20 protein-coding genes and 3 tRNA genes are annotated in these 20032 nt (G+C 59.3%); 8 read left to right on the top strand and 15 right to left on the bottom strand.

Translation table 11 applies throughout. The features are described 5' to 3' along the window. Window positions 1–121 precede the first annotated feature (121 nt). A complete protein-coding gene (locus PSTU_RS0100420; RefSeq protein ID WP_019339074.1) occupies window positions 122–1030 on the top strand; it encodes an EamA family transporter in 909 nt (302 codons plus the stop codon). Window positions 1031–1154: 124 nt separating this feature from the next. On the opposite strand, the gene PSTU_RS0100415 is transcribed toward PSTU_RS0100420, so the two are convergent. Beyond that, on the bottom strand, window positions 1155–1907 hold the full coding sequence (locus PSTU_RS0100415) for a FadR/GntR family transcriptional regulator (RefSeq protein WP_019339073.1): 753 nt from the start codon (window positions 1905–1907) through the stop codon (window positions 1155–1157). A gap of 169 nt (window positions 1908–2076) precedes the next feature. On the opposite strand from PSTU_RS0100415, the gene PSTU_RS0100410 reads away from it, so the two are divergent. Next, complete coding sequence (locus PSTU_RS0100410; RefSeq protein WP_019339072.1) at window positions 2077–2322, top strand: hypothetical protein; 246 nt, start codon at window positions 2077–2079, stop codon at window positions 2320–2322. A 559-nt stretch (window positions 2323–2881) separates the two neighbouring features. Here PSTU_RS0100410 and PSTU_RS21635 read toward each other — a convergent pair. The 8 genes from PSTU_RS21635 to uvrY form a co-directional block, all read right to left on the bottom strand. After that, window positions 2882–3157 carry a hypothetical protein gene (locus tag PSTU_RS21635; RefSeq protein ID WP_141566873.1) on the bottom strand — a complete coding sequence of 92 codons (276 nt, stop codon included), beginning with the start codon at window positions 3155–3157 and terminating at the stop codon, window positions 2882–2884. A gap of 185 nt (window positions 3158–3342) precedes the next feature. Beyond that, a tRNA-Leu gene (locus PSTU_RS0100405) sits at window positions 3343–3429 on the bottom strand. Between the two features lie 143 nt (window positions 3430–3572). Next, the gene (locus PSTU_RS0100400; RefSeq protein WP_019339071.1) at window positions 3573–3767 is read right to left on the bottom strand and encodes a PLD nuclease N-terminal domain-containing protein; all 195 of its coding nucleotides are present in this window, start codon (window positions 3765–3767) and stop codon (window positions 3573–3575) included. A gap of 163 nt (window positions 3768–3930) precedes the next feature. Continuing rightward, window positions 3931–4004 (bottom strand) — tRNA-Cys (locus PSTU_RS0100395). Between the two features lie 44 nt (window positions 4005–4048). Continuing rightward, window positions 4049–4124: transfer RNA gene (locus PSTU_RS0100390), tRNA-Gly, on the bottom strand. A 70-nt stretch (window positions 4125–4194) separates the two neighbouring features. After that, window positions 4195–4752, bottom strand: coding sequence for a CDP-diacylglycerol--glycerol-3-phosphate 3-phosphatidyltransferase (pgsA, locus tag PSTU_RS0100385; RefSeq protein WP_019339070.1), 558 nt, complete (start codon window positions 4750–4752; stop codon window positions 4195–4197). Window positions 4753–4786: 34 nt separating this feature from the next. Beyond that, the gene (uvrC, locus tag PSTU_RS0100380; RefSeq protein WP_019339069.1) at window positions 4787–6607 is read right to left on the bottom strand and encodes an excinuclease ABC subunit UvrC; all 1821 of its coding nucleotides are present in this window, start codon (window positions 6605–6607) and stop codon (window positions 4787–4789) included. After that, window positions 6607–7251, bottom strand: coding sequence for a UvrY/SirA/GacA family response regulator transcription factor (gene uvrY / locus PSTU_RS0100375; RefSeq protein WP_019339068.1), 645 nt, complete (start codon window positions 7249–7251; stop codon window positions 6607–6609). The genes uvrC and uvrY overlap by 1 nt, the downstream gene beginning before the upstream one ends. Window positions 7252–7456: 205 nt before the next feature. Between uvrY and PSTU_RS0100370 the strand changes: the two genes are divergently transcribed. Next, window positions 7457–8197, top strand: coding sequence for a hypothetical protein (locus PSTU_RS0100370; protein ID WP_036992374.1), 741 nt, complete (start codon window positions 7457–7459; stop codon window positions 8195–8197). A gap of 156 nt (window positions 8198–8353) precedes the next feature. On the opposite strand, the gene arsB is transcribed toward PSTU_RS0100370, so the two are convergent. Further along, window positions 8354–9433, bottom strand: coding sequence for an ACR3 family arsenite efflux transporter (gene arsB, locus PSTU_RS0100365; RefSeq protein WP_019339066.1), 1080 nt, complete (start codon window positions 9431–9433; stop codon window positions 8354–8356). 278 nt (window positions 9434–9711) lie between these two features. Between arsB and PSTU_RS0100360 the strand changes: the two genes are divergently transcribed. The 5 genes from PSTU_RS0100360 (at window position 9712) to arsJ (ending at window position 13695) form a co-directional block, all read left to right on the top strand. Next, window positions 9712–10068 (top strand): metalloregulator ArsR/SmtB family transcription factor, encoded by a 357-nt coding sequence (locus tag PSTU_RS0100360; protein ID WP_029404531.1) that lies wholly within the window; start codon window positions 9712–9714, stop codon window positions 10066–10068. Window positions 10069–10256: 188 nt separating this feature from the next. Beyond that, entirely contained in the window at window positions 10257–10970 is a 714-nt protein-coding gene (gene arsH, locus PSTU_RS0100355) for an arsenical resistance protein ArsH (RefSeq protein ID WP_019339064.1), read from the top strand. 80 nt (window positions 10971–11050) lie between these two features. After that, window positions 11051–11377 (top strand): YnfA family protein, encoded by a 327-nt coding sequence (locus tag PSTU_RS0100350; RefSeq protein WP_029404530.1) that lies wholly within the window; start codon window positions 11051–11053, stop codon window positions 11375–11377. Window positions 11378–11393: 16 nt separating this feature from the next. Further along, complete coding sequence (locus PSTU_RS0100345) at window positions 11394–12401, top strand: ArsJ-associated glyceraldehyde-3-phosphate dehydrogenase (RefSeq protein ID WP_019339062.1); 1008 nt, start codon at window positions 11394–11396, stop codon at window positions 12399–12401. 61 nt (window positions 12402–12462) lie between these two features. Next, on the top strand, window positions 12463–13695 hold the full coding sequence (gene arsJ / locus PSTU_RS0100340) for an organoarsenical effux MFS transporter ArsJ (protein WP_019339061.1): 1233 nt from the start codon (window positions 12463–12465) through the stop codon (window positions 13693–13695). 49 nt (window positions 13696–13744) lie between these two features. Here the strand turns inward: arsJ and PSTU_RS0100335 are convergent, their stop codons facing one another. From PSTU_RS0100335 to pqqD, 5 genes are all read right to left on the bottom strand, one after another. Next, window positions 13745–15436 (bottom strand): NahK/ErcS family hybrid sensor histidine kinase/response regulator, encoded by a 1692-nt coding sequence (locus PSTU_RS0100335; RefSeq protein ID WP_019339060.1) that lies wholly within the window; start codon window positions 15434–15436, stop codon window positions 13745–13747. Then, window positions 15420–16583: an alcohol dehydrogenase-like regulatory protein ErcA gene (gene ercA, locus PSTU_RS0100330; protein ID WP_019339059.1), complete on the bottom strand. Its 1164-nt coding sequence runs from the start codon at window positions 16581–16583 to the stop codon at window positions 15420–15422. The genes PSTU_RS0100335 and ercA overlap by 17 nt, the downstream gene beginning before the upstream one ends. A gap of 114 nt (window positions 16584–16697) precedes the next feature. After that, window positions 16698–18581: an alpha/beta hydrolase family protein gene (locus PSTU_RS0100325; protein ID WP_019339058.1), complete on the bottom strand. Its 1884-nt coding sequence runs from the start codon at window positions 18579–18581 to the stop codon at window positions 16698–16700. A gap of 43 nt (window positions 18582–18624) precedes the next feature. Next, entirely contained in the window at window positions 18625–19779 is a 1155-nt protein-coding gene (gene pqqE / locus PSTU_RS0100320; RefSeq protein WP_019339057.1) for a pyrroloquinoline quinone biosynthesis protein PqqE, read from the bottom strand. Then, the gene (pqqD, locus tag PSTU_RS0100315) at window positions 19751–20029 is read right to left on the bottom strand and encodes a pyrroloquinoline quinone biosynthesis peptide chaperone PqqD (protein WP_019339056.1); all 279 of its coding nucleotides are present in this window, start codon (window positions 20027–20029) and stop codon (window positions 19751–19753) included. The genes pqqE and pqqD overlap by 29 nt, the downstream gene beginning before the upstream one ends. Window positions 20030–20032: the final 3 nt, after the last annotated feature.

Here is a 20032-nt window from a genome sequence, read left to right as displayed (position 1 = left end):
TTCCGCAAGACCACCGACGCCGCCCACCCGGGCGGCGTTTTTGCTCATAGGCTCGAACTGCCACTGCTCGATGCAGACGGCCCTCGAACATAGTGTTGCTGCTTAGGACAGGATTGACCCGATGCAAACTGCCGCACCATTTCCACGTCACATTGCTGTACTAGTCCTCGCGACCGTGGCTTGCTCGTTCGCAGCCAACCATATCGCCGCGCGGATTGCCTTCGACCACGATACCGGCCTGCTGCTGGCCATGCTCTGCCGCGCAGGCGTCACGCTGGTGGCTCTCGTCGCACTCGTATTCTGGCGGCGCGAATCCTTGCGTTTGAGCGGTGCGACGTGGGGTTGGCAGATTCTTCTCGGGCTGTTGATCGCGATCCAGAGCTTTTGCATCTACTCGGCGGTAGCGCGCATTCCCGTTGCGTTGGCTCTGCTGGTGGTGAATCTCTCACCCATACTGCTCGCGCTGCTGAGCTGGGCACTCGGCGGCCCACGACCAACTCGCCAGGCGGCGGCGATCATGGGTTTGATTCTGGTCGGCCTGGTGCTTGTGCTCGATGTCCCGGCACGGCTGATCAGCAGTGAGGCGCCTGATGGTCAATGGCTAGCTGGCATTCTGTTCGGCCTCACCGCCGCAGCGGTGTTCGCGCTGGCGCTGTGGATCACCGAGCACAAGCTGTCGAGCATGGCCGGCTCAGTTCGCAGCATGCTGACGCTGGTGATGGTTTTCGGTGCGTCAGCCCTGCTCGGGGCAAGCGGTCTGATACCGGGAGGCCTAGGCCTGCCAAACGCAAACGCCGGCTGGATCGCGCTGGGTTGCCTGGTGCTTCTTTATGGAGCTGCCTTCTCTACCCTGTTTATCTGCATGCCGCGGCTAAATATCGCGCGCAACGCTCCGGTCATGAATATCGAGCCGGTGGCTGGCATGCTGCTTGGCTGGTTAGTGCTTGGCCAGCTACTGGCCCCCCTGCAAATACTGGGCGGGTTTATCGTGGTGGGGGGCGTTGTCCTGCTGGCGTATCGCAAGAGTTGAGCAGGCGGAGCAGTGATGAGTTGGCGCGTATCGCGCCAACACGTTGGATTTCACTGCATGAACAAGTTTGCCAGCGGCCCGCTAGGGACAGAGCGGGCTACTGACCGGTTGGGGTTGGCGTTGCTCAGCTGACCTTGTCGGTCTCCGCCTCTTCATGCGCATGGCGGAGGCGCTCACGGCTGTTGGTGAGATGCAGACGCATCGCAGCACGAGCTGATTCAGCGTCCTGGCGAGCAATAGCGTCGTAGATCTGCTCGTGCTCACGACCCAGACGCTGCTGGTAGTGCGGCTGATCATCATGGGCCAGGCGTGCCGAATTCAGCCGGCTGCGCGGGATGATTGCCGTGCCCAGGTGATTCATGATGTCCGTGAAGTAGCGGTTGCCCGTTGCTTCGGCGATCTGCAAATGGAACTGGAAATCCGACACGGCCGCTTCACTGGAAAGCGCTGCACTGCGCTGTAACGAATCCAGAAATTCCCGCATGGCCGCCAGCTGCTCCGGTGTCCGTCGCTGTGCGGCCAAACCGGCTGACTCGACTTCCAGGCTGATCCGTAGCTCCAGAATCGATAACACGTCGCGCAGCGTTCCGATAGTGGCCGGGTCGATGCGCAGCCCGGTGGTGCTCGGTGTGTCGAGGACGAAGGTGCCAATGCCGTGGCGAGTCTCAACCAACCCGGACGCTTGCAGCCTCGAGATTGCCTCGCGCACCACCGTTCGGCTAACGCCCTGGGCCTGCATGATCGCAGACTCCGTCGGCAGCTTGTCGCCACGTTTGATAACGCCGTCGCGGATCTGCTGTGACAGCTCGGTCACCAGTTCCTGTGCGAGGCTGCGGTGCTTGCGGCGTACACGTGGCTGAGCAATCTGGTTTTCCATGGGCACATTGATCTCGTTGCAGCGAAGTAATCCGTATCATAGCTCAGTGGTTGTACGATAACTATCCGACCACCGTCTATTGGCCGATTCGACCTTGCGTCCGAAAACCGCCTGGTTTCAGCGTGAATCCTATACTGCATTGACAATCCCCAGTCAGGAGACCGACATCATGCGCCGAATCATGTTACTGCTCGCTGCCGCGGTTGTAAGTACGCCGCTTTGGGCGATGCACTGCCCGATGGACATGGCCAAGATCGACAAGCAGCTCGAGACCAATCCGCCAAGCGATCCGGCAACGCTGGAAAAAGTAAAAGAACTCCGAGCGGAAGGAGAGCAGTTGCACAAAGCGGGCGACCACACTCAATCGCTCCAGGTTCTCGAGCAGGCCCAGGCGTTACTCGATTCCGCCGATTGATCGTCCCAAACGGACGGCCCGCTTCTGCGGCCGTCCGAACTAGGGCGGGTTTGCCTCGCCTGTGCATCTGACTCGCAACTCCTTTCGTGCAAAATCTTCTTCGCTGCTGAGGGTGTCGTAACCCTCTGGACAGAGCTGCTCTGCACGGGTCTCACATCCAGGTTGCTCAACTTTCTCGCAGGCCAATACGTACTCGTCTGTTGGCTGAGCGGCTGGCACACGCTCGAACGAACTGCAGCCAGCCAGCGTCAGCAAAGCCCCTGCGGCAAGGCTGACACGACAAACGCTTTTGATCATGGGCAAAGTATCTCGCTCGATATATACACCGATGCGTCGATCGCCTACTCGACGTAGGCCGCGGCTGACCCACACTGGTGAAGTTGGATGATTTCGCGTCATCTCTGTCTCGCCTACTCTAATCACCAGTAGCGCAGGACGCGCAGCGGGCCAGGGAGGCTCGACAAGGAGCGTTCGCAGGAGTGCGAGTTAAAGGACAACGGAACGACTGGCTAAACGCCTGCAGCCCCGCCCCGTGCGGGGCTTTTTAATTGCGCGACTGCTAACGGGGATTAGGCGCGTCATCCAGTTCTGCACTGTCGGGGTCGATATCAGGGACATTATTCATCTCCCCTCCTCGCTTGGCATTGTCTTGTGGAGTCGTACCGTCATTGTTCGGCAACTCATCCACACCAGCTTCACTACCGGGACTGACATCCGTTCGCTCCGATCCCAACGGCGATGGTGAACCGGGAATGATCACATCATCTTTGCCCGCAAGCTCGGCGCGCGAAGCATCGTTATTCTGGTTTGAGAGACCGTCAGGGTCATTGGCCATCGTCTAATCTCCTCTGCCACAGCAAATGCGCTACAGGATAAGAGGAGCGTGGCGAGGCTGCGTTCACGACGATAGGGTGCCGCTGGTCATATGCAATGAGCCATAGCACAGCGGCCCGCTGCCCTATAAACAATTAAACCGGCTGCGGCGGCCGGTTTAGATACGGATGTATCAGTGTGTCCCGATGGTGCCCGGAGCGGGAATCGAACCCGCATACCCTTTCGGATGAGGGATTTTAAGTCCCTTGCGTCTACCAGTTTCGCCATCCGGGCGGGACGGTGATGCGCGACGTTGATCGCGGCGCAGGACTATAACGAGGCTCTGGCCGAGGCGCAACCCGAACGGCGATGCCGGCGCGTCTGTAGCGAGTCTGCTGCCATGGAACAGCCCGAAGTTAGGCTTATGATGTAGAGATTCAATGACGACGGCGCATGCCGACGATCAGCCAGAACACCAGCCCGAGAACCGGGAAGATGGCGATACCCAGCGCCCATAGCGCTTTCGCTCCGACGCTTCGATCGCTTTTGAACACGCTTATGATGGCCAACAGATCCAGAACGATCACTGTGCCAACAAGCGCAATCGCAAGGTAGCTCATTGCGTCTGACATAGAGCGCTCCGTAATAGACTCTCTATATCTCAGTCTCCTTCCGAGGCGCTACAGTTCCGCTTGGAGCGGATACGTTCACCGGATCAAATTACGTCACAGTGAGGCGAGCCACATCTGAGCGCATAAAAAAACCGCAAGCTTTCGCTTGCGGTTTTTTTATTACTGGAGGCCGATGTCGGAATCGAACCGGCGTACACGGATTTGCAATCCGCTGCATAACCACTCTGCCAACCGGCCTCAAAACGATAACGCCGCATACAGCGGCGTCATCGTCAACAAACTGGAGCGGGAAACGAGACTCGAACTCGCGACCCCGACCTTGGCAAGGTCGTGCTCTACCAACTGAGCTATTCCCGCATCGTCTTGGTGACGGGCGCCATTTTATAGTTTCAGCACGCCCCGTCAAGCCCTTGATTAAAAAAGTTTTTTATTTCTTTTCCGTAGGACTGAGATGGGGCCAGGCGGCCATCAGGTAATTGACCATCGACCACAACGTCAGCCCAGCGGCGACGATCAGCAAGGCATAACCCAGTCCAACCCAGACGGTTGTCAACGGAGGATTGGCCAGCAGAATAATGAGTGCCACCATTTGTGCCGCGGTTTTCCATTTGCCGAGATTGGACACCGCTACCTGTGCCCGGGCGCCCAGCTCTGCCATCCACTCGCGTAAAGCCGACACCACAATTTCTCGCCCGATGATGATCGCTGCCGGTAAGGTCAGCCAGAGGTTCGAATGCTCCTCAACCAGTAATACCAGGGCCACAGCCACCATCAACTTGTCCGCCACCGGATCCAGGAAGGCACCGAATGGCGTGCTCTGCTGAAGTTTTCGGGCCAGATACCCATCCAGCCAGTCGGTGATCGCCGCGATTGCGAACACCGCGCTCGCAGCCAGGTAGCTCCATTGGAAAGGCAAATAGAACAACAGAATGATGATCGGAATCAGCAGTACGCGCAGCACGGTGAGAATGTTTGGGATGTTCATCGATACCACTGGTCCGCGGATTTAGAAGGTGATTCTACTCACTGTGCAGAGCGGCATAAATCGACTCGGCAAGCTTTTTACTGATACCTGGAGCCTTGGCAATCTCGTCAAGGCTCGCACGGCTGAGTTCTTGAAGACCGCCGAAATGCTTGAGCAGTTCTCTACGGCGTTTCGGTCCGATGCCAGGCACGCCTTCCAGCGTCGAGGTAGTACGTGCTTTACCCCTTCGCGCCCGGTGGCCGGTGATTGCGAAGCGGTGCGCTTCATCGCGCACCTGTTGGATCAGGTGGAGCGCTGGCGAGTCGCCTGGTAGCGTAAATTCATGCGCTGCATCGTTCAGATACAGGGTCTCCAGGCCCGGCTTGCGGGTGACGCCCTTGGCAACCCCCAGCAGGATCAGGTCAGGTACGGCAAGCTCTTGCAGCACTTCACGAGCCATGTTCAGCTGCCCCTTGCCGCCGTCCACCAGCAGGATATCCGGTAGCTTACCCTCCCCTTCGGCAGCTTTCCTGAATCGCCGGGACAGTGCCTGGTGCATCGCGGCGTAGTCATCGCCGGCGGTAACGCCTTCGATGTTGTAGCGACGGTAATCGGACTTCAACGGCCCTTCCGGGCCGAAGACAACACAGGATGCCACCGTGGCCTCGCCACTGGAGTGGCTAATGTCGAAACATTCCAGCCGACTCGGCGGCTCATCCATCTCAAGTGCATCGGCCAATGCCTGGAACCGTGCAGCCAGGTGCTGACGGCTTGCCAGCCTTGCACCGAGCGCCTGTTCGGCGTTGGTCAACGCTAGCTGCTGCCAGCGCGCCCGGGTACCGCGAACGCGATGGGTAATGGTCAGTTCAACATCACGAAGCTCGGCCACCGCGCTGATCAGCGTTTCGAAGTCCTCATGTACGGCGTTGACGATCAGCTCGGACGGAAGGTCGCGCTCCATGGAGCCGAGGTAATACTGCTCCAGGAATGCCTGCAGTACATCGCTGACACTTTCCTCGACGGCAACCTGAGGAAAGAAGTTCTTGCTGCCCAATACTCGGCCGCTGCGAACGCTGATCAGGTGCACACAGGCGCCACCCGGGCTAACCACGGAGGAAACGATGTCTACGTTGCCGCTGCCGCCTTCCATGCTCTGCTGATCCTGGACGCGCCGCAGGATGCCGATCTGATCGCGAATCTGCGCGGCGCGCTCGAAATCAAGCGCCATCGCGGCCTTTTCCATGTTCTTTGAAAGCTCTTCGGCCAGGGCATTGCTGCGCCCTTCCAGGAACATGACCGAATGACGCACGTCTTCGGCATATTCCTCCGGATTCACCAGATTCACACATGGAGCCTTGCAGCGCTTGATCTGATATTGCAGGCAGGGTCGGGTGCGATTGCGATAGTAGCTGTCCTCACACTGGCGCACGAAAAAGGCCTTCTGCAAAAGGCTCAGGCTCTCGCGGATGGCGCCGGCGCTGGGATATGGACCGAAATAGCGACCCATTTCCTTTTTGGCGCCTCGGTGAATGCTGAGTCGAGGAAAATCACCACTCGAAAGAAACACGTAGGGGTACGACTTATCGTCGCGCAGCAGAATGTTGTACGGCGGCCGCCATTGCTTGATTAGCGTTTGTTCAAGCAGTAGCGCTTCGGTTTCGTTTGCCGTGATCGTCGTTTCGATCTGGGCGATCCTGGCTACGAGCGCAGCTGTTTTCGGCGCTTGCCCAATCTTGCGGAAATAACTGGCCAGCCGCTTCTTGAGATTCTTCGCTTTCCCTACATAAAGCAGCTTGGCTTCGACGTCGAACATCCGGTAGACCCCGGGACGTCCACTGCAGGAAGCGAGGAACGCTGAAGAGTCAAAGCCGCTCATCAATTGATAGTGTCGACCATGCCGTGTCGAACGGCGAGTAACGCCAGCTCGACGTCACTGGTGATCGCCAGCTTTTCGTAAATGCGGTAGCGATAGGTGTTGACGGTCTTGGGCGACAAACAGAGCTTGTCGGAAATAGCCTGGACCTTCTGACAATTGGCGATCATCAGCGCGATCTGGATTTCCCGTTCGGAGAGCAGATCGAACGGAGAGCCGTTGACCTTGGGTTGAAAGGACTTCAACGCAAGCTGCTGGGCAATCTGAGGGCTGATGTAACGCTGGCCGGCGAACACCATACGAATCGCCTGGATCATTTCTTCCAGCGCGGCACCTTTGGTCAGGTAGCCGGCCGCACCGGCCTGCAGCAGTCGCGTCGGAAAGGGATCTTCCTCACATATGGTGACCGCGATGACCTTGATGTCAGGGTAGCTGCGCACCAGCTTGCGAGTCGCCTCGAGGCCGCCAATGCCGGGCATCTTCACATCCATCAGTACGACGTCGGGCTTGAGCTCACGAGACTTCTTGATCGCTGCTTCGCCGGATTCCGCCTGACCAACCACTTGCAGGCCATCAATATCGGCAAGCATGCGGGAAATGCCTGTGCGCACTAGATCGTGGTCATCGACCACAAGCACCCTAATCAAGCAGACACCTCTTTCTAGGAAATTCAAAGCTGGGCTGGCTGCTCGCTTCATAAGCGGCGAACTTTAACAAAAAAAATACTGCATTACCCAAACCATACATCGCATCATGGCGTTGTAGCATCATCGGATCGATTTACGCAGCTTGCCGAATGAACGCGAGAGCGCAGACTGAAGTCATTGGTAATGATCAAGTCGTTACCCATGCATGGAGTCACTCTTGTTTGCCAGCTTCGTTGCCGCCCTTGTTCTGGCTACCGTTCATGTTTTTGCAGGCCGTTTGCGCACGCTCAACAGTCTGCCCCGTAGCCGGTGGCTTTCCATGGCTGGCGGCGTTTCGGTGGCTTACGTCTTCATCCATCTGCTGCCCGAACTGGCGCGCGGTCAGGCGGTGATGGAGGGTAGTGATATCTGGGTGTTCAGATATCTGGAACATCACGTCTATCTCTTGGCGCTGCTTGGTCTCGCCTCATTCTACGGCCTCGAAAGGCTGATCAAGGAACACCGTCGTCGACTGCCAGAGAATGCCGAACCCCATGCGGGTGTGTTCTGGCTGCATATTGGCGCATTCGCGGTCTACAACGGTCTCATTGGTTATCTGTTGATTCAGGGTGAAAACAGCAGCCTGACTACACTGGTGCTCTATTGTGTCGCGATGAGCCTGCATTTTCTGGTTAATGACTTCGCCCTTCAGCACGACCACAAGGGGTTGTTCAGGCGCCGCGGTCGCTGGTTCCTCGCCGCGATGCCGCTGGCCGGTTGGACGCTCGGCCTCGCCACGGAGGTTTCGGAGCTCGCCGTTTCGGCACTCACCGCATTTGTAGGCGGCTCGATCATTTTGAACGTATTGAAAGAGGAATTACCCGAAGAGCGCGATAGCCGCTTCAGTGCCTTCCTGCTCGGCTCGGTCGGCTATTCGACGTTGCTGCTCAGCTTTCAGGGCAGCTAGCCGGGGCGAGCGAGACCCCAGGTATGGTCCGCGGGCTGTACCGTCACCGCGCCATGAAGGCGGGTAAACATGCGACCAGCTATGGGTGGACTCTCGGGCTCACCATTCGCAACAGCTGGTTATTGAGCCACGTGAAAGCTTCCACCTGCCTCTCCTTTAGCCTTGCGGCAGCGCCCGCTCGTACCAGTCTCGGCTCTTATTGACGGTACGAACCAGCCAAAGCATCACTGGCACCTCGATAAGCACCCCCACGACCGTCGCCAGCGCCGCACCCGAGTTGAAGCCGTACAGCACGATAGCGACGGCTACAGCGAGTTCGAAGAAGTTCGACGCGCCGATCATCGCGGATGGCCCCGCGATGTCGTGGCGCACGTTCAGTTGCCGATTGAGCCAGTAGCCCAACGCGGCAATCACGAGCGTTTGCAGCAGGATCGGCACCGCCAACATGGCGATTACCAGAGGCTGTTCGACAATCGCTTCACCCTGAAAGGAGAACAACAACACCAATGTCGCCAGCAGCGCCACGATAGCGAACGGCTGAATACGCGCCAGTGCGGCCTGAAATTTGTCTTCACCGCGCCTGCGAAGGCGGGAGCGAATGAACTGAGCAACCGTCAGCGGGATGACGATATACATCACGACGGAAAGGATCAGCGTATCCCAGGGCACGGGGATCGACGAGACGCCCAGCAGCAAGGCCACAATGGGCGCAAAGGCAAACACCATAACCAGATCGTTCACTGCAACCTGAGTCAGGGTGAAGTTGGCGTTGCCGTTACACAGGTTGCTCCAGACGAACACCATGGCCGTGCAAGGCGCCGCGCCAAGCAGGATCAGACCGGCGACATAGCTATCGATCTGCTCAGCCGGCAGCCAGTCCGAGAATACGTGTCGGAGAAACAGCCAGGCGAGAAACGCCATGGTGAAGGGTTTGATAGCCCAGTTCACGACAAGGGCCACGCCCATACCGGCTCGGTGCTCAAAGACCTCATGGAGAGCGCTGAAGTCAATTTTCATCAGCATCGGGATGATCATCACCCAGATCAGCACCCCTACGGGGATGTTCACGTTTGCCAGCCCCATCGCACCGACCGTCTGTGCCGCCTTTGGAGCGAACAGTCCGATGAGTGTCCCGGCAACGATGCACAGAAAGACCCAGAGGGTCAGATAACGCTCAAAGAAACCGATCGGCGCACCTGCGGCTTTTTTTCCTATGGTTTCGCATTGGGTAGACATGGCGCTTCTCGTTATTCATCCAGGTAGCGGTTTGTAGCGCTAGCAGCCGGTGGCGGCTCCGTCAGCATTGGATCTATCTGATGGGCCATGGGCCGTGCATGGCAGCTCACCCCCACTAAAAGTCAGGCCCGGTCGTCCTGCTGCGCTTCTATCGGCGAGCTTGCCAAGGAACCGTTTGAGCATATTCGCTTTACAGCATATACGGCCACCAATATATTCTCGGTTTTCCGGGTGGAGCTTGCTCCATGTCAATCACATCGTCCAGGCCAATGAATTTCATGATCGAACCTCTAACGCCTGACATGGTTTTTAAATGCCTGTCCGATGAAACCCGAGCGCGCATGACCTTGCTGATCACGCTCAAAGGAGAATTGTGCGTTTGCGAGCTGACGACGGCGCTTGAGCAAAGCCAGCCTAAGATTTCGAGGCATCTATCCCAGTTGAGAAGCTGCGCAATCCTTGAGGACAGACGTCAGGGTCAGTGGGTGTATTACCGCCTGCACCCGCATCTACCTGATTGGGTGCACGAGATGCTGCAAGTCGTGCTCAATGCCAACAAAAATTGGTTGAGTAGCGATGCTGAGCGCCTTGAACGCATGCATGACCGGCCTGACCGCGCGGCAGTCTGCGGCTGAATCGGAGCGATCCGTGCGAGCGCAATGGCGATGCACCGCTAACGCAGCTCCCCACGCATCGGCCCATGCGCGTTCGAAGCGAGGCTCGGACGTCCAGGTACCCACGGCGGCTCTCTCCGCCCTTCCCCGCAACCGGCTCGATGCGAACGCCGCCAACGATGAGTCGACGCCCTGATGCGAGAACAGCAATGAACGAAACTCTTCCCAATATCAACCTCGAACATCTCGACCTGCCGAGTCTGGATAAGCTCGACCTGCCCAGCGATCTGGCACACAAACCGCGCATTCTGTTGCTCTATGGCTCGAACCGCGAGCGCTCGTTCAGTCGTTTGATGAGTCAAGAGGCGGCGCGTCTATTGGAGGCAATGGGTTGCGAAACGCGAATCTTCGACCCCGCCGGCCTGCCGTTGCCAGACGACGCGCCTGACTCTCATCCCAAGGTGAAGGAGCTGCGCGAGCTGGTGATCTGGTCCGAAGGTCAGGTGTGGTGCTCACCGGAACGACATGGCGCGATGAGCGCGGTATTCAAGGCTCAGATCGACTGGGTGCCGCTGAGTATGGGTGCCGTCCGCCCGACGCAGGGCAAGACGCTGGCGCTGATGCAAGTCTGTGGGGGCTCGCAGTCCTTCAATGCGGTGAATCAGATGCGCGTGCTGGGCCGCTGGATGCGGATGGTCACAATCCCCAACCAGTCTTCAGTACCTAAGGCGTTTCTGGAGTTCGACGCCGCCGGGCGAATGAAACCTTCGGCCTATTACGACCGGGTCGTGGACGTGATGGAGGAGCTGGTCAAGTTCACACTGTTGGTACGTGGACGCGGTGGTTACCTTGTCGATCGCTACTCCGAACGCAAGGAATCGGCCGAAGCCCTGTCAGCACGCGTCAATCAGCGCTCGATATGAGCAAGGAGCGCAACCATGCCGCCCCCCTCTGACATCCTCGAAATCACCGGTCACGCCGGCCGCTTGCTCGTCTCACCATGATGCTGAAGACCTTTGGCTTGTTTGCCATCACCGCCCTGGCCGAAATCGTCGGGTGCTATCTGCCGTACCTATGGCTTCGTCAAGGCAAAAGCGCCTGGCTGCTGATACCTGCCGCGGCATCATTGATGCTGTTTGCTTGGCTGTTATCGCTGCACCCGACAGCAGCCGGGCGCGTGTATGCCGCCTATGGCGGCGTTTATATCGGCGCTGCAATCGTTTGGCTGTGGCTCGTCGACGGCATCAGGCCTACCGGTTGGGATCTACTGGGGTCGGCCGTCGCACTGGTCGGCATGGCCATCATCATGTTTGCGCCTCGTGGCGCCTGACTTACGGAAATCAACCATGACACTCAAAATTGGTATCAACGGTTTCGGCCGGATCGGCCGTCTGGCCCTACGCGCGGCCTGGGACTGGCCAGAGCTGGAGTTCATCCAGATCAACGATCCCGCCGGCGACGCAGCCACTCACGCCCACCTGCTGAATTTCGACTCGGTGCACGGCCGCTGGCAGCACGAAGCGAGCGGTGACGGCAATTGCATCGTTGTGGATGGCAAACGAATCCGGGTCACCGCTAACAAGGCCATTGCCGATACCGATTGGTCCGGCTGTGATCTGGTCATCGAAGCCAGCGGCAAGATGAAGACGGTGGCCGTGCTGCAAGGCTATCTCGAACAGGGCGTCAAGCGTGTCGTCGTCAGCGCGCCGGTCAAGGAAACCGGGGCGCTCAATATCGTCATGGGGGTCAATGACACACTGTTCGATCCAGCGCAGCACCGGATCGTTACCGCAGCCTCCTGTACCACCAACTGCCTCGCCCCGGTGGTCAAGGTGATCCATGAACACCTGCGCATCCGCCATGGTTCGATCACTACAATTCACGACCTTACCAATACCCAGAGCATCCTCGATCAGCCGCATAAAGATCTGCGTCGCGCCCGCGCCTCGGGGATGAGTCTGATCCCTACCACCACCGGTTCAGCCACCGCGATTGCGGAGATCTTTCCGGAGTTGCGCGGCAAGCTCAACGGCCACGCGGTGCGGGTCCCGCTGGCCAATGCATCGCTGACCGACTGCGTTTTCGAAGTCGAGCGAGCCACCTCTGTCGAGGAAGTCAACGCGCTACTGCAGGCCGCGGCAAGCGAAGGGCCACTCAGGGGCATCCTCGGCTATGAAGCACGGCCGCTCGTTTCCATCGACTACCGCACCGACCCACGTTCCTCGATCATCGATGCATTGTCGACCATGGTCGTTAACGGCACGCAGGTGAAGCTGTATGCCTGGTACGACAACGAGTGGGGCTACGCCAACCGCACCGTGGAATTGGCACGCAAGGTTGGTCTAGCCGATTGATCCGGGCGGATGGCGCGATCACAGCGCCATCCGTTTCCTTCGCACCGCAACAGGACTTGTCATGAATGCCCTTTCCCGCCTCGCGCCCGAGGTTCGTCAGTATTTGCTGGTGACCGGCAATTACTGGGCCTTTACCCTGACTGATGGTGCGCTGCGGATGCTGGTAGTGCTGCACTTTCATGCGTTGGGCTATACGCCGTTGCAAATCGCGGCCCTGTTCCTCTTCTATGAAGTGTTCGGCGTCATCACCAATCTGCTGGGGGGTTACCTGGGGGCCCGAGTTGGGCTCAACCGCACCATGAACATTGGCCTGGCCATGCAGGTCGTGGCCCTGATGATGCTCACGGTGCCCGCCGCATGGCTGACGATTCCATGGGTGATGGGCGCGCAAGCGCTGTCGGGCATCGCCAAGGACCTGAACAAGATGAGCGCCAAGAGCTCGATCAAGCTCTTGGTGCCAGAAGGTCAGCAAGGCACGCTGTACCAGTGGGTGGCTGTGTTGACCGGGTCGAAGAACGCGCTCAAGGGTGTCGGTTTTTTCCTCGGTGGCGCCTTGCTTGCCGCTATCGGCTTTCGCGGATCACTGCTCGTCATGGCCGCTGCGCTGTCGCTGATCTGGGTCTGCAGTCTGGTACTGCTGAAAAAAGACCTGGGTAAGGCGAAGGCTAAACCGAAGTTTCGCGAAATGCTCTCCAAGAGCCAGGCCATTAATGTTCTGTCAGCCGCACGGCTGTTCCTGTTCGGTGCCCGCGATGTCTGGTTCGTGGTGGCGCTGCCGGTTTATCTGTCTGCGGTGTTTGGCTGGGATTTCTGGCAGGTGGGCGGCTTTCTCGCACTCTGGGTGATCGGCTACGGCATCGTCCAGTCGCTCGCCCCGGCCATTACGGGCAAGCGAAGTGGTCAGGTCCCGGATGGGCGTTCAGCGTTTGGTTGGGCGCTGCTTCTGGCGGGGCTCCCGGCGGGCATTGCGTTGGGGCTGGGCACTGAGTGGTCGCCGCAGACGGTACTGCTCGGTGGGCTGTTGCTGTTCGGCGCGCTCTTCGCGGTGAACTCATCGCTGCACAGTTATCTCATCGTTTCTTATGCCAAGGCCGACGGCGTATCGCTGGACGTCGGCTTCTACTACATGTCCAACGCCTTGGGCCGGTTGATCGGCACCTTGCTCTCCGGTTGGGTCTACCAGGGTTACGGACTCGAGGCCTGCCTGTGGATATCGAGCGCCTTTGTGCTGCTGGCCGCATTGATATCGATGGGACTGCCGCGCCGTCACCAAGCAACTATGTCCGCCCCGTGAGTGCTGCACGGTGCCGTTCCGTTAACTGTCATGCCTCGCTCCGGCTCGATCAGCTGGTCTCGCTCCGGGCTTGGCTATCGCTGAGCAGGTGGCTCAGCACCGAACGTAATTTCCCGGCCTTGACGGGTTTGTTCAACACCGGCACGCCAAAGCCTTGTAGTTGGCGACGACATTGATCGCTGCGATCAGCTGTCACCATGACCGCCGGAATCTCCAGCGCAAAGTGCGTCCGCAGCGCAGCGACCACATCCCAGCCGGTCACGCCTTGATCAAGATGGTAATCGGCAAGAATCACCTCCGGCGGTGCTCCGTCGAGTACCGCCAATGCTGTTGCCTGATCGGTGGCCGTCAATACGTCACAGCCCCACTGTCCTAGCAGCGCAGCCATGCTATGCAGGATGCTCAGCTCGTTATCGAGAACCAGCAGGCGCCGCCCCGGTAAGGGATTGCCGAGTACTGGAGTCAGCCGTGGCACTTCGGCCGACGGCTGCTCAGGCGGATCGGCCAGAGGCACGTCAATGCTGAAGACCGAGCCTCGCCCAAGCTGCGAGCGCACCTGAATCGGATAGGCCAACATTGAGGCAATGCGATCGACGATCGCCAGACCGAGCCCGACTCCGGCGCGTTCGGTGGCGCGCTGTACACCCAGCTGATTGAACTCGAGAAAGATCGATTGCATCTGGTCCGGCTCGATGCCTCGGCCGGTATCCCAGACCTCAATGCGCAGGTATTCGCCGCGTTTGCGCGCGCCCAAAAGTACGCGACCTTGATCGGTATAGCGGCAGGCATTGCTGAGAAAGTTACGCAGAATGCGCGTCAGCAGCCGGAAATCGCTGCGCAGTGCATAGGCTGGAATGTAGTGATCGAAACCGAGGCCGGCAGCTTCGGCTACCGACTGGAATTCGGAGACCAGCGGCAACAGCACCTCATCGAGGCGGTAGATATCGAGGTCGGGCTTGATGGCTTGCTGGTCAAGTTTGGATATATCCAGCAAGTCCGTAAGCAGGTCTTCGGCGCCCTCCAGCGCCTGGTGCGCCCGCTCAACCAGATTCGCTTCCGAATCCGCCAAAGAGCGCTCACGCAACGTTGAGATCAGCAGCCGCGCCGCATTGAGCGGCTGCAACAGGTCATGGCTGGCGGCGGCCAGGTATTTGTCCTTGCTGTGGTTGGCCAATTCGGCAGCGTCCCGCGCCTTGCGCAGCTCGAAGGTCCGCTCGGCGACGCGCTGTTCCAGCTGTTCATTGAGTTGCAGCAACCGCATCTGTGCCAGCTTGCGTTCGGTGATGTCGGCGACGAAGCCCTCGACCAGGCCGTCTTCGTCCGGCTTGAGCAACAGGTTCATCACGACGTAGATAGGGCTGCCATCCTTGCGCCGCAGCCGGGTCTCATAGCCGAACAATCCCTGCTGACTGGTCAGGGTGTGACGAATTTGCCGCAGCTCATCTTCGCCCCCGATAAACAGGTGATGTGACAGATCGGTCAGGTGCCAAAGCGCTTCGGCTGGGCTTTCGTACCCGAGCATTCTTGCCAGCGCCGGATTCGCTGCACGAATGCCTTCCTGCAGGCTGGCCTGGAAAATGCCATGTACGGCATGCTCGAAGAGCCATTTATAGCGGTTGCGCTCGGCCTCGAGCTCTTCAAGGCGGGCCACAAGCTCAGGGTAATGGCTCTTGCGGGCCGAATGCGTACCCAGCCCGAGCAGCCCGGCAAGCGCGTCATCCTGTTCAGAGTGCTTCGGCATAGACCACTTCGACGTCGCGCTGGGTCGACGAGCGGGGGTTGGTCAGGATGCAGGGGTCCTGCATCGCGTGCTGCGAGAGGAACGGAATGTCGGAGAGATTCACCCCGTGCAGGCCCAGTGTTTCGTGGAAACCAATGGCCTGCTTGAGGCTGATCAGATGTTGCATGAGCCGCTCACGTATCTGCCGATGGCTCAGCCCGCGGCTGTCGATACCCAGGGTTTCAGCAACCACTTTGAAACGATCCGGTGCCGAGTCGTAGTTGAACGCCACCACGTGCTCGACCAAAACTGCATTACACAGGCCGTGCGGTAGATCCAGATAGCCGCCGAGACTGTGCGACATCGCATGCACCGCGCCCAGAATCGCGTTGGAGAAGGCCAGGCCGGCCTGCATGCTGCCGAGCATGATTTTTTCGCGCAATTGAAGATCAGTCGGATCGGCGATCATCTCCACCAGGTGGCCGTTGATCAGTCGCATCGCCTCCAGCGCGTGGGGGTCGGTCAGCGGGCCGTGGCCAGTCGACACGAAGGCTTCGATGGCATGCACCAACGCATCAATACCGGTGCAGGCGGACAGGAACGGATCCATGCTGAGGGTCGTTTCCGGATCGATCAGTGAGACATCCGGTACGGCGCCCTTGCTGACGATGGAAAACTTCATCCGCTCGCTCTGGTTGGAAATGATCACGAACTGCGAGACGTCCGCAGAAGTGCCAGCGGTCGTGGGAATCAGGATCAACGGCGGGCTTGGCACACGCAGGGTGTCTACACCTTCGAATTCGATGATGCTCCGACCGTGCGCCACCGCGATACCGATGCCCTTGGCGCAATCCATCGGGCTGCCGCCGCCTACCGCAACGATGACGTTGCATCCCTCGCTGCGGTACACCTCGGCACCCAACATCACTTCTTCGGAACGGGGGTTGGCCGAGACCTGAGTAAACAGGTGGTAGTCGATGTCCTGCCGACCCAGACTGGCCTGAACGTCACCCACCCAGCCGGCGGCTACAACGCCGGGATCAGACACGAGCAGCACCTTTCGGGCGCCGAAGTTTTTCGCGTAATTGCCGGCACTGTGCCGACAGCCCGCACCAAACACGATCTCAGGGGAGACGAATTTGCGCTGCAGGCTAAGGTTGGGGCTCATACGGCGGCCTCTCGTTATTATTTTGTTACGTTCTGCAAGCCTACTGCTTTCCTGTATCAAAGCAATCCGCAAAACGGCGCATGGCAGCGGTATGACTGATTTGTGGCCATCCGTTCAGCCAAGTAGTGCCTTGTAGAAGCGACATTCGCGCTCCAGCGCATCTGCCAGGTTGGCCGCCTGGCGAAAACCATGTCGTTCGTGCGGATAGAGGCAGTACTCCACCTGCACCCCCTGCTCGCGTAGCGCTGCAACCATGGATTCGGTCTGTTGGGGCAGAACCACCGCATCCAATCCGCCCTGGAAGAAAATCACTGGAACCCGGATCTGTGCCGCGTTGTTCAGCGGGGTGCGCTCCCTGTATCGCTGGGCATTACGCTCAGGATCACCTATCAGCCAGTCCAGATAATCCGCTTCGAATTTGTGCGTGACTCGCCGCAAGGCCATCGGGTCGCTGACCCCGTAGAGGCTGGCGCCGCCCGAAAATCCGACGTCAGCGGCCAACGCGCAAAGCGCGCTGTAGCCACCCGCGCTGGAGCCGCGAATGAAGGTGCGTGCAGAATCGATCCGGCCGCAGACGGCCAATGACTGCACCGCCGCACAGGCATCCTCGACATCTACCACACCCCAGTCGCCGCGCAAGCGCTGCCGATAGGCACGGCCAAAACCGCTGCTGCCGCGATAATTGATGTCGGCAACGGCGAAGCCGCGCTGCGTCCAGTACTGAATGCGGGGATCGAAAACCGGATAGCTGGCCGAGGTCGGGCCGCCATGCATGAACACCACCAATGGTGGTTTCTCTGCGGGCAAGCCGCGGTAGCCAGCGTTACGGGGCGGGTAAAAGAAGGCGTGCGCCACCTCCTCCTGGCCCGTCGCAAAACTGAACGGTTGCGCGCAAGAAAGCTGCTCGGCCGGCAGGGGCTGTTCGCCGCCGGCCAGGATCGCAATTTCACCGGTTAGACGTTCGATTGCCAGCACGGCGGGCATCCGATCAGGAGCCCCGGCAATGCAATAGTAGTGGTGCTCATCCACGGCCAACTGACGACAACGACTGTATGCAGGCGCAAGCTGCCGCTCGCTTCCTTCACTGTCATGCTCGAAAAGCAGGCCGTAGCCATTCACCAGCCGAGTCGATAGCCAGGCACCGTCGGCCAACGGCACATAGCTGACGGTCGCCATTTGCCAGGGCGCCGGAGCGTGGTCGAAACGGTGCTGAACGAAGCGATCCACGGGTACGAGTGCATCGCCCTGGTTCTGCCAGGGTTGCCACCAACCGGCGCGATCGGTCAGGCAAAACAGGTCGCCATTGCTGGCGAAGCGAGGCTGTTGCAGTGACTCCGGATCGTCACTGCCAGCGATGCACAGCGCCGGAGCCAATCCGCCGTCTGGCAGGAAGTCGGCCACCCAGAGGCTGGTGGCCGTCCAGGGCTGCTCGGGGCGCTGCCATTGAATCCAGGCCAGACGCTCAGCTGTGGCGTCCAGTGTGGGCGAAGCATAGAAATCGGCACCTTGAACAAGCACCTGGTGGCCGCCTGCCAGCGAAACGCTCACCAACCGATGCTCGACGCCCGTGCCGTCATCGGTTTCCTCGACCGCCAGGATCGCACCGCGGCGGCGATCATATTGGAGGTCGCCATAACGGCAATGCGGCCGTGAGGTGAGCCGCAGCGGTTGGCTCGCACTCGAACCAGCAAGCGCTTGCAGATAGATTTGCTGGTCCTGTTCGTTGACGAACGCAACGCCTTCATCGGTGAGAGTAAACGCACCGCCACCGTATTCGTATACCCGGCTGCGCAGCGAGAAGCCCGTAGGGCTCAGGCACTGTGTTGTACCGTTGCGCCAGTACCACAGCGTGCAACGGGCGTCAGCTGGGTCGTATTGAATCCAGAGCAACCCGCCATGTCCGGCACGCAGTTCAGCGAAATCGCGGCTGGCCGAGGCCGCTTTTTCAGCGGTCCAGTCACTCATCCAAAAGCCGTACGGCGTTTCTGTTTTGATCATTACTGTCGGTTCCGGTCGGTCAGGCATGCCGCTCTAAACGAACCTAGACCTTGAGAATCAGCTTTGATGCGTTCTCGTTGCGGAAAGTCAGCTCGTCCAATCCGCGCGGAGACTGTTCGGCCTCGGTGCGTGCGGCAAGAATCTTGTCATGATGAGATGACTTGCTGCACACCGGGTCGGCGTTGGCGGCATCGCCGGTGAGCATGAAGGCCTGGCAGCGGCAGCCGCCGAAGTCCTTTTCCTTTTCGTCACACGATTGGCATGGCTCGGGCATCCAGTCGAAACCGCGGAATTTGTTGAAGCCCATCGAGTGCTTCCAGATCTGCTCGATGCTTTGCTCGCGGACGTTCGGAAACGTGATTGGCAGCTGCCGCGCACTGTGGCAAGGCAGCGCCGTGCCATCCGGCGTGATGTCGAGAAATAGATTGCCCCAGCCGTTCATGCAGCCCTTGGGGCGCTCTTCGTAATAGTCGGGCGTGACGAAGATCAGCTTGCAGGGGTGGTTCTCGGCAGCGAGCTTGTCGCGCCATTCGTTGGTGATGCGTTCAGCGCGCACCAGTTGTTCCTTGCTCGGCAGCAGCCCGGCGCGGTTGAGCTCGGCCCAGCCGTAGAACTGGCAGGTCGCGAGTTCCACGAAGTCAGCTTCCAGTTCCAGGCAGAGCTGGATGATGCGGTCGATGTTGTCGATGTTGTGCCGGTGGGTGACGAAGTTCAGCACCATTGGATAGCCATGGGCTTTCACTGCTCTAGCCATGGCGAGCTTCTGTGCGAACGCCTTTTTCGAGCCCGCCAGCAGGTTGTTCACCTCTTCGTCGGCGGCCTGAAAACTGATCTGGATATGGTCGAGCCCAGCGTCAGCGAACGAGGCGATTTTCTCCTCGGTCAGGCCGATACCAGAAGTGATCAGGTTGGTGTAATAGCCCAGATCTCGTGCAGCCTTGATCAACTCGGCCAGATCCTGGCGAACCAACGGCTCGCCGCCGGAAAAGCCCAGTTGTGCCGCACCCATTTCGCGCGCCTGACGAAAAACTTCAATCCACTCGGCTGTGCTCAGCTCTTCATGGCTGCGCGCGAAATCCAGCGGATTCGAGCAGTATGGGCACTGCAACGGGCATCGATAGGTCAGCTCGGCGAGCAACCACAGCGGCGGACCGGGCTCGAAGCCCGGCTTAGCGAAGCTCGATCCAGAACCGTTCAACGGCTACCTCCAGGAATGCGACGATGTCTTCCTCGATGCCCTCGGCATCGGGAAAGCGGCTCTGCAGATCAGACACAATGGCGCCCACGCTCCGAGTGCCATCGACCTCGCCCAGAACCGCTGATGCGCTCTCATTCAGCTTGATCATGCCTTCGGGATAGAGCAGCACGTGACAGTTTTGCACGGGCTCCCATTGAAAGCGGAAACCGCGGCGAAAGACTGGTATCTGGGTCAGTTGGATATCGCTCATGGT

The sequence above is a fragment of the Stutzerimonas stutzeri SDM-LAC genome, assembly GCF_000235745.1.
Lineage (GTDB): Bacteria > Pseudomonadota > Gammaproteobacteria > Pseudomonadales > Pseudomonadaceae > Stutzerimonas > Stutzerimonas stutzeri_H.
The sequence above is the reverse complement of the archived record's forward strand: the minus strand, read 5'-3'. Positions and strand labels throughout refer to the sequence as shown.

Coding starts and splice junctions, on each gene's coding strand:
- PSTU_RS0100420 (WP_019339074.1), top strand. CDS start 122: ATGCAAACTGCCGCACCATTTCCACGTCACATTGCTGTACTAGTCCTC.
- PSTU_RS0100415 (WP_019339073.1), bottom strand. CDS start 1,907: ATGGAAAACCAGATTGCTCAGCCACGTGTACGCCGCAAGCACCGCAGC.
- PSTU_RS0100410 (WP_019339072.1), top strand. CDS start 2,077: ATGCGCCGAATCATGTTACTGCTCGCTGCCGCGGTTGTAAGTACGCCG.
- PSTU_RS21635 (WP_141566873.1), bottom strand. CDS start 3,157: ATGGCCAATGACCCTGACGGTCTCTCAAACCAGAATAACGATGCTTCG.
- PSTU_RS0100400 (WP_019339071.1), bottom strand. CDS start 3,767: ATGTCAGACGCAATGAGCTACCTTGCGATTGCGCTTGTTGGCACAGTG.
- pgsA (WP_019339070.1), bottom strand. CDS start 4,752: ATGAACATCCCAAACATTCTCACCGTGCTGCGCGTACTGCTGATTCCG.
- uvrC (WP_019339069.1), bottom strand. CDS start 6,607: ATGAGCGGCTTTGACTCTTCAGCGTTCCTCGCTTCCTGCAGTGGACGT.
- PSTU_RS0100370 (WP_036992374.1), top strand. CDS start 7,457: ATGGAGTCACTCTTGTTTGCCAGCTTCGTTGCCGCCCTTGTTCTGGCT.
- arsB (WP_019339066.1), bottom strand. CDS start 9,433: ATGTCTACCCAATGCGAAACCATAGGAAAAAAAGCCGCAGGTGCGCCG.
- PSTU_RS0100360 (WP_029404531.1), top strand. CDS start 9,712: ATGATCGAACCTCTAACGCCTGACATGGTTTTTAAATGCCTGTCCGAT.
- arsH (WP_019339064.1), top strand. CDS start 10,257: ATGAACGAAACTCTTCCCAATATCAACCTCGAACATCTCGACCTGCCG.
- PSTU_RS0100350 (WP_029404530.1), top strand. CDS start 11,051: ATGCTGAAGACCTTTGGCTTGTTTGCCATCACCGCCCTGGCCGAAATC.
- PSTU_RS0100345 (WP_019339062.1), top strand. CDS start 11,394: ATGACACTCAAAATTGGTATCAACGGTTTCGGCCGGATCGGCCGTCTG.
- arsJ (WP_019339061.1), top strand. CDS start 12,463: ATGAATGCCCTTTCCCGCCTCGCGCCCGAGGTTCGTCAGTATTTGCTG.
- PSTU_RS0100335 (WP_019339060.1), bottom strand. CDS start 15,436: ATGCCGAAGCACTCTGAACAGGATGACGCGCTTGCCGGGCTGCTCGGG.
- ercA (WP_019339059.1), bottom strand. CDS start 16,583: ATGAGCCCCAACCTTAGCCTGCAGCGCAAATTCGTCTCCCCTGAGATC.
- PSTU_RS0100325 (WP_019339058.1), bottom strand. CDS start 18,581: ATGATCAAAACAGAAACGCCGTACGGCTTTTGGATGAGTGACTGGACC.
- pqqD (WP_019339056.1), bottom strand. CDS start 20,029: ATGAGCGATATCCAACTGACCCAGATACCAGTCTTTCGCCGCGGTTTC.